11 protein-coding genes and 1 tRNA gene are annotated in these 10,826 nt (G+C 61.7%); 7 read left to right on the forward strand and 5 right to left on the reverse strand.

The genetic code is table 11. From position 1 onward, the window contains the following. Positions 1-901: 901 nt before the first annotated feature. The 5 genes from CT676_RS41725 (at position 902) to CT676_RS41740 (ending at position 4,112) form a co-directional block, all read left to right on the forward strand. Positions 902-1,276 carry a hypothetical protein gene (locus CT676_RS41725; protein ID WP_343287586.1) on the forward strand — a complete coding sequence of 125 codons (375 nt, stop codon included), beginning with the start codon at positions 902-904 and terminating at the stop codon, positions 1,274-1,276. 384 nt (positions 1,277-1,660) lie between these two features. Beyond that, positions 1,661-1,837, forward strand: a complete 177-nt coding sequence (locus tag CT676_RS44630) for a hypothetical protein (RefSeq protein WP_167768334.1) — start codon at positions 1,661-1,663, stop codon at positions 1,835-1,837. Positions 1,838-2,677: 840 nt separating this feature from the next. Next, the gene (locus tag CT676_RS41730; protein ID WP_244623504.1) at positions 2,678-2,911 is read left to right on the forward strand and encodes a hypothetical protein; all 234 of its coding nucleotides are present in this window, start codon (positions 2,678-2,680) and stop codon (positions 2,909-2,911) included. 2 nt (positions 2,912-2,913) lie between these two features. After that, positions 2,914-3,132, forward strand: coding sequence for a hypothetical protein (locus CT676_RS41735; protein WP_135217141.1), 219 nt, complete (start codon positions 2,914-2,916; stop codon positions 3,130-3,132). Between the two features lie 122 nt (positions 3,133-3,254). Beyond that, positions 3,255-4,112, forward strand: a complete 858-nt coding sequence (locus tag CT676_RS41740; RefSeq protein WP_167768335.1) for a site-specific integrase — start codon at positions 3,255-3,257, stop codon at positions 4,110-4,112. A gap of 74 nt (positions 4,113-4,186) precedes the next feature. On the opposite strand, the gene CT676_RS41745 is transcribed toward CT676_RS41740, so the two are convergent. Further along, positions 4,187-4,262, reverse strand: a tRNA-Trp gene (locus CT676_RS41745). 151 nt (positions 4,263-4,413) lie between these two features. Between CT676_RS41745 and CT676_RS41750 the strand changes: the two genes are divergently transcribed. Further along, positions 4,414-5,637: a serine hydrolase domain-containing protein gene (locus CT676_RS41750; protein ID WP_167768336.1), complete on the forward strand. Its 1,224-nt coding sequence runs from the start codon at positions 4,414-4,416 to the stop codon at positions 5,635-5,637. Between the two features lie 5 nt (positions 5,638-5,642). Here CT676_RS41750 and CT676_RS41755 read toward each other — a convergent pair whose 3' ends face one another. From CT676_RS41755 to CT676_RS41765, 3 genes are all read right to left on the reverse strand, one after another. After that, positions 5,643-7,610, reverse strand: a complete 1,968-nt coding sequence (locus tag CT676_RS41755) for an AI-2E family transporter (protein ID WP_135217144.1) — start codon at positions 7,608-7,610, stop codon at positions 5,643-5,645. A 127-nt stretch (positions 7,611-7,737) separates the two neighbouring features. Further along, positions 7,738-8,505, reverse strand: coding sequence for an SDR family oxidoreductase (locus tag CT676_RS41760; protein ID WP_135217145.1), 768 nt, complete (start codon positions 8,503-8,505; stop codon positions 7,738-7,740). A gap of 71 nt (positions 8,506-8,576) precedes the next feature. After that, complete coding sequence (locus CT676_RS41765) at positions 8,577-9,275, reverse strand: histidine phosphatase family protein (protein ID WP_166342291.1); 699 nt, start codon at positions 9,273-9,275, stop codon at positions 8,577-8,579. 134 nt (positions 9,276-9,409) lie between these two features. Here CT676_RS41765 and CT676_RS41770 point away from each other — a divergent pair, with 134 nt between their 5' ends. Continuing rightward, positions 9,410-10,195 carry an SDR family oxidoreductase gene (locus CT676_RS41770; protein ID WP_028152877.1) on the forward strand — a complete coding sequence of 262 codons (786 nt, stop codon included), beginning with the start codon at positions 9,410-9,412 and terminating at the stop codon, positions 10,193-10,195. Positions 10,196-10,627: 432 nt separating this feature from the next. Here CT676_RS41770 and CT676_RS44945 read toward each other — a convergent pair. After that, positions 10,628-10,826 (reverse strand): hypothetical protein (locus CT676_RS44945; protein ID WP_205124636.1); only part of this gene is annotated, 199 nt, incomplete at its 5' end.

The raw sequence follows: 10,826 nt of genomic DNA on the forward strand, positions 1-10,826 counted from the left end.
TAGGCAATCGTCTCGCCATCCGCGATCGCTCCGTCTCCGCAACCTGACCAGCTCCGACGGAGCAATCGCTACCGGCGTGTCACTGGAGAGAGGAAGAATGGTAGCTTGACAACAAACCGCAATTAAAGGGCCGATTGACACTGTCCCATCTGTTGGACCCAGTTCGCCGCGAGGTTAAGGTGCCCATGTGTACACTTTAACATAACTCCATTCGAGAATTGGCCAATGTGCGCGAAAGCGGCCTGGTTGTAGGCGTTCGAAGCACCGATTTCGATCACGGGTATCACCGGAATTCCTGCTGTGCCGAGTGCGGCGAATAGGGTATCGAAATCCGCCGAACCTCCACTGAGGTTGTGATTGAATGAGCCATCAAGGAAGCACCGCCGGCCTAGCCATGCCGAAGCCATTCGCGCAACGAAGTTAGCCGGTGGCCTTTCACCTACACTGAAGACGGGGGCGATCCTGTCCTTCTGTTGATTGCTCAAGTGAAGTAGTGCGACAGCTTCACCGGTCTTAGTCTTAAGTGACGGTCGATAAACAAATGGCATCTTGCACCCCAAATCGGGGATAGTAATGCCGCAGGTTGTCCACGGCTTGCCGGTAATCGCAATACGTGCAGGAGCCTGCACGCACTATTCCACAGCCATATCTTTCGTCGTGTCGCGCCGAACTGCTCCTCTCACTCCCGGCCTCTTCCCGCGCTATCCTGCGCGCGTGGTCCGAACGCCGTCTGCCGATCAACGCAGGCGGCAGCACACTCCGCCGCGTTGTTGCTCGCGAAATAGCCAGAGCCTGCCAGAATTGGTTAGCAGGTTGTTAATCGTCGTTCAGCACGCTCGCGATCAGCGCTGCCGATCAGCCCCCCAGCCACAGGTAGCGCAAGCGATGGCCGGCGGCAGTGATGCCCGCCGGCCATTGTCCACACCCACAAGCCGCAGCGTGTCGACCACACCGCGACACGCAAGCAATTGACAATTTGCCGGACTACCGAACGAAATTGATCAACGAACGCCCCTACGCCGATCCGGAAGCTGCTGCGCGCAAGCTCATCGAGCTTGCCGCGGGCATCGAGCCGATTAGCGGCCGCATTCACATCGAGAAAATCAATTCTCCCTTCATGTCGAAGGGCGGCTGTAACGGCAGCGGGCCCGAATTCGGCGCGGGCATCAGATACGCGATCGAGAAGGGCTGGCTCGACCTTCACGAGAGCGGCACGTACGTGACGCTGCTGACGCTGGGCAAGGAACTACCGACGAGCGAGGACCTACCTTCGTGAAGTCCGCTTTGCGCTCGGGAGGATACGTTAGGACAGGCATGGATGCATGTCGGCTTACGGCCAAGAACCGTGAAGGAGGCCGCCAACTGAGGTGCTTGCTGCCGCAACTCTCTATCGGGTGGCCATCCACCAGTTGTTCGGTGCGCGCCTTGGCTTCTATGTCAATCTCGCACGCGAGATCGACGCGATCTGGATATGGCCGTCTTGTCCGAGGGCGTGTGTGAAATCGCCAATGTCCTGGCCCACAGATCGGTTTGGTTGCGATGCGAAAACCGAAATCGCCCCTCGGCAAAAGATATTATGCTCCATAACAATGTTCGCTCTGACTTAATCGAGCGAATACGGTCCTCGCCCCTTTGTAGTAACGAGTTCGGGGCCCCGCCAATGACCGGTTTCCAAGCCAAGCTGGAACGTTTTGAAAGCCTCGCAGCCGAATGCGAGTTGATTGCCAGACGATCGGATGGAAGTAACCGCGAGCTGTATCTGCGCGCGGGCCAGCACTATCGCGGGCTGGCCAACGACCTTCGTGCCCTTATCGCATCGTTCGACGTCGCTGCGTAAGTACCCGCCTCATTTTGTAAGCTTCGGATACTCGCGGCGAAGCAAAAAGGCCGTCTTCCACTGCTCAATGGCGGCGGTGACGGCGGCGCGCAATTCGTCATCAGTCGGGCTGGTCATCAGTCGATCCCAATGGATCGCCTCAGCTTGGCGCCTTTTGGAGCGGATGCAATTGAACCTTCGATGTGCCGGTTGAGGGTTGCAGCGCGGGTGGCAACTGAGCAAATAACTTCCCGCTCGTCCTACTAGCTCGCCCCCGCTGCTTCTGAAAGCGCTGCAAGCGAGCGTAAACCGCTTGCCGGGTGCGGCGTAGCCGCTCGCCGACCTCCTCAGCAGTGGCGCCAGCGGCAAAGAGCGAGAGCAATTCCGCCTCTTCGTCAGCCGACCACGGACGCGTCGATGTGCGATCGTTCGTCATTCGCGATCTACAACTGCTAAATGCGCGGCGGCGCTGGCCGCCGCGGTGGGTCGGGAAAGCGAGCCGGCCGTTCTGAGCGCGGCGGCGCCGGCAAACGGCTGGGCTCAGGCGCGCGATTACCGCGCGTCATCCACGCTGCTAGACGAGCGTAGCTTCGCCTGAGAGCTGGAACTAACCAAGCCGCCGATGCGTCCTCGTGATCCATGCCGCAGAACAATATCCATGAACCATTTAGGAAAGATTGCCGGCCGTTCCCGATCCGTAACTGCTCGTAAACGATGCGATGGCAACAAGCGGCCACGGAAACCGAACGCCCGCTTGAAACGATACGTCAAGACATCGCGAAGGTGTCGAATATCCTATGACCGAAGCTGGTCTGAAAGAACTTAGCCGCCTCCGATAACCAAGGGTGGGAAACGACGAACGTGTCAAAGGCCATGGAACTAATTGTCGCTGGCTACGTGAAAGTACAGGACCGACGCGCTCTGGCCGACTTGCTGGCACATCGTCGCAAGGTGCGCGCCCAGCTGCAATCCGTGTCGGGCATCAACCCAGAAAACGCGGCCAAAGCAATCCAAGAAGAATTGGCGTTGATCGAAGCCGGCCTCGAAGAACTTAACCCCCCGCCCGGTTCGCTGCCTGAGAACGAGTGGAGCTAGCGATGCGCGTTAACAAGATCAATTGGGACAAAATCGGCCGAGCGACCGTGCCCGGTCGATACAAGTGCTTTTTCGGATATCTGACGGTCACTTCCGAGGACATTCAGGTATGGACGCGCTACCCCGATGCGACGTTCACTTTGACCGCGCAGCCGACGACTGAGCAATCGGTCGCTGAAGACTACCGCCTTGGCGCGTTCGACATCGGCGATCGTCAATAATAGGCCCGTCGTGCGACGCGGCCTAAGGACTGAAGCATTGCAGCCCCCAAAGGATTTGCCACGCAGGGTCGGTTGGTTAGGGTGTACCGTTCGGCGGCCCTTTGCCAACTCAGGAGATGAAGGTGGCAAAAGCTTTAATTTCAAAGGCGGACCTCGAACGCATCGCGCTTCAGGACAACCACGTCCACCGCTGCTTCAATTCGTCCCTCTCGACCGCCGAGCGCAAAGGCATAATTGCGAGCAATCCGATGTCCCGGATTGAACAGCTGCCGTCGGCCGGTGAAAGCGATCACGGCTTAGCCTTGGACGAGGCGGACCTCAAATCACTGGTGACCGGCTTAAAGCCCTCGGCCACGATGTATGTGCCTGTCGCGGTCGATGCCTCGACTGGTGTTCGCCGCAACGAGCTTCTGGCCTTTCGCTGGGCCGACTTCAGTGACGGGGCAAAGACCCTCAAAGTGGAGCGCGCTCTGGAGATCACCAAGAAGTTCGGGCTCCGGTACAAGCCGCCGAAAACATGGCGGGGCAAGCGTACGATCGCCCTCGATGACTGCACCGTGGCGCTGCTGGTCGCCGAGCGGGAAAAACACCAGCGGATCATGGCGGGCATCCCTGACGGCGCGGAGGTCGACCTGACCCTGGTTAAGCTTCCTGACGACGCCTTGATTTTCCCGGCGAGGCCGGGTGCCGGCCAGGATTTTGACTTTGCCAAGCCGAGGGATCCCAGTGGCTTTTCGAAGGCCTTTCGCCGGGCCGCCGACGCCCTTGGGTTCGCTGGGTTCGAGTTTCACCACCTTCGGGGCACCCACGCCACCCTACTCCTGGACAAGGGCGTGCCCGTGCACACGGTGGCGGAGCGCATCGGAGACGATCCCGCAGTGCTTTTACGGAACTATGCGAAGCGCAAACGGAAGCAGACCGCCGACACATCCGTCGCTACGGTCATCAACGACCTATCCGCGGGAATCTTTGGATCCTGAAGCCGAATGGGTCCTGAATGGGTCCTCGTTCAACGTCTGTTCGGAAGCCTACGCAGCTAAGTTATTGAATTAGCTGGCAGGAGTGGCAGGGCTCGAACCTGCGACCCCCGGTTTTGGAGACCGGTGCTCTACCAATTGAGCTACACTCCTACGGACCCTCGCGTCGCCACGCGGATCAGGGGCGCTTTCAAGCACAGGGGACGGCTGGTTTGCAAGGGTGAAGCGCGCTGGCTTCGCTTGTTTGTGCCGCGCCTTCTGGGCCACAGTTCATTCCCGAAATAATGTGCCCCCGGGAGTGAAAATGACTGCCACAGCCGCCGCCCAAGCCGCCACCGCGCCGAAAACCCCGCCTTTGCCCGAGGCCAGGCCGGAAACGCTGGGCCTGTCGCGCCCTCGTCTCCAGGCGATGTCGGACGCTTTCAAGCGCGAGATCGACAAGGGAACCATTCCCGGGGTGACCGTGCTGGTCGCCCGGCGCGGCCAGGTCGGCTGGTTCGAGGCGCTCGGCAAGCAGAGCCCGGCGGGACCTGCGCCGATGGCGCTTGATTCGATCTTCCGGATCTTCTCGATGACCAAGCCGATCGTGTCGGTCGGCATCATGGCGCTGGTCGAGGATGGCCACCTCCTGCTCGCCGATCCCGTCGCCAAGTTCATTCCGGAGTTCGCGGACCAGAGGGTCGGCGTGGTCAGCGGCGGCAAGCTGGAACTGGTTCCGCCCCGGCGGCCGATGACGGTGCAGGACCTGCTCCGCCACACCTCTGGTCTCACTTATGAGCACCAGGGCGACGGCCCCGTGCACAAGCTCTACCAGGAATCCCGCGTCCGCAGCCGCAAGATCACCAATGCCGAGCATGCCGCGCTGGTGGCAAGCTTCCCGCTGGTCTGTCATCCCGGCGACGAGTTCAACTACAGCCGCTCCACCGACATCCTCGGCCGCATCATCGAGGTCGTCAGCGGCAAGTCGCTCGGCGCGTTCCTCACCGAGCGCATCCTCGCGCCGTTGCAGATGACTGAAACCGCCTTCTCCACCAGCGAAGCCAATGCCGGCCGGCTCGCTCAGCCGTTCGAAGCCGATCCCTGGACCGGCGACAAGGTCGCGCTGTTCAACATGCTCGAGCAGCCGGTGATGGAGTCCGGCGGCGGCGGCCTGGTCTCGACCACGATGGACTATGCCCGCTTCGCGCTGACGCTGCGCAACGGCGGGACGCTCGACGGCAACAGGATCATCGGCCGCAAGACGCTGGAGCTGATGGCATCCGATCACCTCGGACCGCACGTCGTAACCAACGGCACACTCCTGTCGCCGGGCCACGGCTTCGGCCTCGGCTTCGCCGTGCGCCGCGCGGCCGGCATCGCGCCGTTCCCCGGCAGCGTCGGCCAGTATTTCTGGAGCGGCATTGCGGGGACGTTCTTCTGGATCGACCCGAAGGAGGATCTGTTCACGGTGTTCATGAGCCAGGGCCCGGGGCAGCGCGACCACACGCGGACGCTGGTGCGGGATCTGGTTTACGCGGCGGTGGAGTAGCTTTTTCAGGCACGCGCCATCAAGACAGGCTTCTCGAGAGACGGCGCGGCGCCGACTTGGCTTTGCGCCATGGAGACGACGATTTGCGCCGCCTCTCGCAGCGAGGTGGCAAACAGATCGGCCTTCGCCGTCTCACGCAGCTCGTCGATGTTTGCGACTCCTTCCGCCCAGCACCCCACCATGATGGACGCTCCCGGTAGCTTGCGGCGGAGCCGCCGCACCGCATAGCGCAGATGCGCAGGGGTTGTGATGCCGATATAGCTCAGGCAGACCAACGCCACGCCTGACGTATCGAGGCGAAAAATATTGGCGGTCGACAACGCTTCCGGGCCTTCGACACGGCTGCCCACGCCATGCGCGCGGCACAGTTGCGAGAGCATGATGGCAGCGGCCTCGTCGAGCATGGTTCGACCTCCAATGCAGAGCACGGCATTTTCGCCGCGAAATTGTTCCGCAAGAGCCGCTTCATCAAGCACGGCGATATCCGGCTGGTCATTGGCTGGCGCGACGGCTTCGACGGCATCGGCCGCTTCGGCATCCGCGGTCCGCTCGTTTCCGACAGGGTGGCCATCCTCCTGGTCTGAGAGATCGTCCACGAACTCAACCACCGTATCGCGGATGCGCACAAGCCGCGTATTGTCGAGGGCAGCGCGATCAAGGTCCGACTGGGCCAGTTGAAGGCCCTTGAGGGCGACTTCATCGTAATAGGCCGAGAGCGACCTCTCCTTGAGAAACTCTTCGGCCTTCTCGGCGGCCTCGGTCGGATCGCCAGCCAACATGCGCTGATAGAAAATCTCCGGAGGCGAAAGCGCCGGGCGATCGCCGAACATGACGTCCAGAAAGGACAGCCTTTCAACGTGGCGGCCCAGCACGACCAGACATACGGTGAGAGGCGTGGCGAGAATCAGCCCTATCGGTCCCCACAGCGCCGTCCAGAAGGTCGCGGAGACGACGACAGCCACGGGCGAAAGGCCCGTGGTGCGGCCATACAACAGGGGTTCGACCACCTGTCCGACCAGCGGTTCGATGACGAAGAAAAGTGCCGCGGTCCAGGCCAGCATCCACCAGCCCGGGTCGACCGCCACGGCGAGCGCGAGCGGAAACGCTGCAGCTATGATCGAGCCGATATAAGGCACAAAGCGCAGCACGGCAGCAAGAATGCCCCACAGCGCCGCGCTGGGAATTCCGATCAGCCACAGGCCGGTGCCAATCAGCACGCCGAAGGCCGTGTTGAGCATGAGCTGATTGAGGAAAAGTCGGCTCAAGCGAGCCGCGGCGTCGTCGAGTGCCGCAGTCGTGCGTTGCAGATCGTGGGAGCCCGCCAGCCTGATCAGACGGTTTCGAAGATCCTCGCGCTGAATCAGGATGAAGATCACAAAAATGACGATGATCCCTGTCGTTGCCAGCGGCGACACCAGGGGGGCGATCAGCGAGCGCAGGCTCTCCAGCGCACCGGGATCAGGCTGCAAGACCTTCACCGGGACCGGCTTGACGTCGGGGTGGGCCGGGGTGCCGGAAGTCAGCGGATTGGCTGGCGCAACCGACTTGGGCTTGTCCAGTTCCTTGCCGAGATCCTGAAGCATCTCGGCGGCACGCTCGAGCGTGGAACTGCCGCCTGCTACGCCGCGCACCGACTGGATCTTGGACAGAATCGTAGCCTGGTACTTCGGCAGATCGCCGGCCAGGCCGTTGAGCTGCGTCGCGATCACACTTCCCAGGGCGAAAATGATGGCGAAGGCGAAAAGCACGACACCGACAACGGCCAGCGCCCGCGGGGCGTGAAGACGCTGCATCAACCTGACGGGAGCGGCGAGGACAAAGCTCAGCAGAATGGCGAGCGCGACGGGAACGAAGATTTCCCGCCCGAGATAGAGAGCCGCGATGATAGTGATGCTCAGGATCGCCGCGCCCACCGCGACAACCATTGCGGAGACGTCGTCGGGAGATTGCGGCTTGATCACCGTGGGGATCATCTGTCTCGCTTTTGGCCCTCGTCTGCCGTGCTGTTCAACGTTGAACGCGGGCTAACGAGCCGGAAAGTGGTTGGTTCCTCGCCCGATCGGCTCGCCCAACCACCTTCTCTGCACCGGCGCGAGCGCCTCAGCTGATCGTCGCGCCGCCGTCGATCACCATGGTCTGGCCGGTCATGAAGTCGCCGGCCTTCGAACCCAGGAACACAGCTGCGCCGGCGATCTCGTCGGGGATGCCGATGCGCAGCAGCGGCGAGCGCGAGGTCGAGGCCTTCAGATTCTCCGGATTGTCCCAAAGTGCCTTGGCAAAATCGGTCTTGATCAGGCCGGGCGCAATGCAATTCACGCGGATGTTGTGCTTGCCGTACTCGCAAGCGAGGTTGCGCGCGAGCTGCATGTCGGCGGCCTTGGAAATCGCGTAGGCACCGAGGATGGTCGAGCCCTTCAGGCCGCCGATCGAGGAGACGATGATGACCGAGCCGTCCTTGCGCTCGATCATCTGCGGCACCACCATCGAGATCAGCCAGTTGTTGGCGACGATGTTGTTGTCGAGAATCTTCCTGAACTGATCGTCGGAGATGCCGGCGAGCGGACCGTAATACGGGTTCGACGCGGCGTTGCAGACCAGCACGTCGATCTTGCCGAAGGCGCGGTTGCTCTCGTCGATGAGGTTTTGCAGATTTTCCTTCGACGAGATGTTGGCGGCGATCGCGACCGCCGTGCCGTTGCCGAACTTGTCGTTGATGCTCTTCGCCACCTGATCGCAGACGTCGGCCTTGCGCGAGGAGATCACCACCTTGGCGCCGTGCTCGGCCATGCGCTCGGCGATCGCAAGCCCGATGCCGCGCGTCGATCCCGTGATGACGGCGACTTTCCCCTTCATGTCGAACAAGGTCATGCTTCTCTCCCAGAGTTATGATTTGATTTGGCTTGAAGCTTACGCCGCGTCTGCACGAGCGGACAATGGCGTCAGGCGAGTTTCTTGACTTCCGGCCCCGCCAGCTGATGCATCTCGGCGTGCGCGTCATCAGCGATCCACGGCTGCTGGTTGACCATCGGCAGTCGCCAGACCGAGCGTTCGGGGCTTGAGAAATAATCGAGCCGCGTGATCGAGCAGTTGTCGATGTCGAACGACAGTGCCCGCTCTACCTGGCCGTCGAGTGCGAGGCCGATCGCCGCCTTGATGGTGCCGCCATGCGCAACCGCAATCACATCCTGCCCGGCCGCCTCGTTGTTGATCCGCTCGACGGTACGGCGTGTGCGGTTGTAGAGATCCATGAAGCTTTCGCCGCCAGGCGCGGGCTCGTTGATGTCGGCGAACCAGCTCGAGCCGACGGGGCGGCTGGCGATGAACTGGGCGCGATTCATGCCCTGCCAGCGGCCGAGATTCTGTTCGGCCAGGTCTGCTTCCCATTTCATCGATGCGGGCCTTGGGAAGCCGGCCGCCCAGATCGCTTCCGCGGTCTGGTGGGTGCGCATCAGATTGCTCGAATACCAAACCGCCTTGCGTGGCAGCACCTTGGCAACAGCGTTGAACACGTAGGTATCGCTGGTGTCGCAGGCGAGATCGCTCTGGCCGTAGATGTTGCCGCCGTCATTGCGCACCGGCGCATGACGGACCCACCACCACCGCGTCGTGACCACTTTGGGCTTGTCTGTGCCTGTCATCGAAACTCTTCCATCCCGTTTGATGTCGCTGTACGTCAGGTGTGAACGTGTCTCAAGACACTTTACCGTTTGAAATCTTGTTTGAAATTCCGTTGCGCGGCAAGCGTCGCGCAGCATACCAAAGGGAGAAACGCATGGGCCGTCTGCAAGGCAAATCCGTCATCATCACCGGCGCCGGCAGCGGCATCGGCCGCGCCGCCGCACTCCTCTTCACCAGGGAAGGCGCCAAGCTGATCGCGGTCGACCGCACCGAGGCGGTGAAGGAGACCGTCGACGAGGTGAAGAAGGCCGGCGGTGTCGCGGAAGCCATGGTGGCGGACGCGGGCTCCGAAAAGGACGTCATGGCCGTCATCGACAAGGCGGTGAAGACGCACGGCCGGCTCGACGTGATCTGGGCCAATGCCGGCGTCTCCGGCGGGCTCGTGCCGCTCGGCGAGCAGACCGTGGAACAGTGGCAGGAGGTGCTGCGCGTCAACCTGATCGGCCCGTTCCTCGCGGTGAAGCATGCGATGCCGCACATGGTGAAGCAGCAATCCGGCGCGATCGTGCTCACGGCGTCCGTCGCGGGCCTCAAGGCCGGCGCCAGCGGACACCCGTATGCGGCGAGCAAGGCCGGCGTGATCAGCCTGGTGCAGACCACGGCGTATTCGCTCACCGGCACCGGCGTGCGCATCAACGCGGTCTGCCCGGGCCTGATCGAGACCGGCATGACCAAACCGATCTTCGACCGCGCCAAGGAGCGCGGCACCCAAGACAAGATCGGCCAACTCAATCCGCTGAAGCGCCCCGGCCAGCCGCACGAGCTCGCGGCGATGGGGCTGTTCCTGGCCAGCGACGAAGCATCGTATGTCAACGGCCAGGCGTTCCCGGTTGACGGTGGTTTGACGGCGTCGATGCCGTATACGGGCAAGCCGGTTTAGCACGCGCTCTCTCGCATCCCGGACGCGCTGCGTCCGGGATGCAAGACCGGTGTTTTGGCGCGCAACTGCCTCAACATCGTCATTGCGAGCGCAGCGAAGCAATCCAGAATCCCTCTGCGGAGGCAGTCTGGATTGCTTCGTCGCAAGAGCTCCTCGCAATGACGGAGTGTGGGGTGACACGGCCGCTTCATCATACGCATCTTCATTGCGGACACACCCTCGCATCCTCGCGGCTTGTTTCGCCCGAGCTTTGCTTGGTCGCCTCACCCCCAATTGAAAGAGGGCGCAGGGAAGGCCGGGAGCCGGCTGGCTCCCATTGTCCGCTATGCCATGAGTAGTTTGCGCTACAATGCACAGCGGGTAACAGGGCAACCGGAGCATCCCGGCCTTCCCTGCGCAGGGAAGAATTCATGAGCAAAAAATGTAGCTAAATCAATGCCATGTGGTTGTTGTGTTTACATTTGTGTCGCGATCCGGTGACGGTTCGGCCGCGAAATATTTATGAATGCCTATGAACCCCTGTGGATGGCGATGAAGGCTGGCGGCGGTCTCCCACCAGTGCACTGAGTGATTTTGCGCGTCTCGGGCAATCAGGGTTATGCACGCCAGAGGGCTTTTGGTTCCGCTAAGT

Source organism: Bradyrhizobium sp. MOS001 (assembly GCF_004634465.1).
GTDB lineage: Bacteria > Pseudomonadota > Alphaproteobacteria > Rhizobiales > Xanthobacteraceae > Bradyrhizobium > Bradyrhizobium barranii.

What these genes read in the sequence shown, in the direction of transcription:
- CT676_RS41725 (WP_343287586.1), top strand. Translation starts at nt 902, where the DNA reads ATGCCCGCCGGCCATTGTCCACACCCACAAGCCGCAGCGTGTCGACCA.
- CT676_RS44630 (WP_167768334.1), top strand. Translation starts at nt 1,661, where the DNA reads ATGACCGGTTTCCAAGCCAAGCTGGAACGTTTTGAAAGCCTCGCAGCC.
- CT676_RS41735 (WP_135217141.1), top strand. Translation starts at nt 2,914, where the DNA reads ATGCGCGTTAACAAGATCAATTGGGACAAAATCGGCCGAGCGACCGTG.
- CT676_RS41750 (WP_167768336.1), top strand. Translation starts at nt 4,414, where the DNA reads ATGACTGCCACAGCCGCCGCCCAAGCCGCCACCGCGCCGAAAACCCCG.
- CT676_RS41755 (WP_135217144.1), bottom strand. Translation starts at nt 7,610, where the DNA reads ATGATCCCCACGGTGATCAAGCCGCAATCTCCCGACGACGTCTCCGCA.
- CT676_RS41760 (WP_135217145.1), bottom strand. Translation starts at nt 8,505, where the DNA reads ATGACCTTGTTCGACATGAAGGGGAAAGTCGCCGTCATCACGGGATCG.
- CT676_RS41765 (WP_166342291.1), bottom strand. Translation starts at nt 9,275, where the DNA reads ATGACAGGCACAGACAAGCCCAAAGTGGTCACGACGCGGTGGTGGTGG.
- CT676_RS41770 (WP_028152877.1), top strand. Translation starts at nt 9,410, where the DNA reads ATGGGCCGTCTGCAAGGCAAATCCGTCATCATCACCGGCGCCGGCAGC.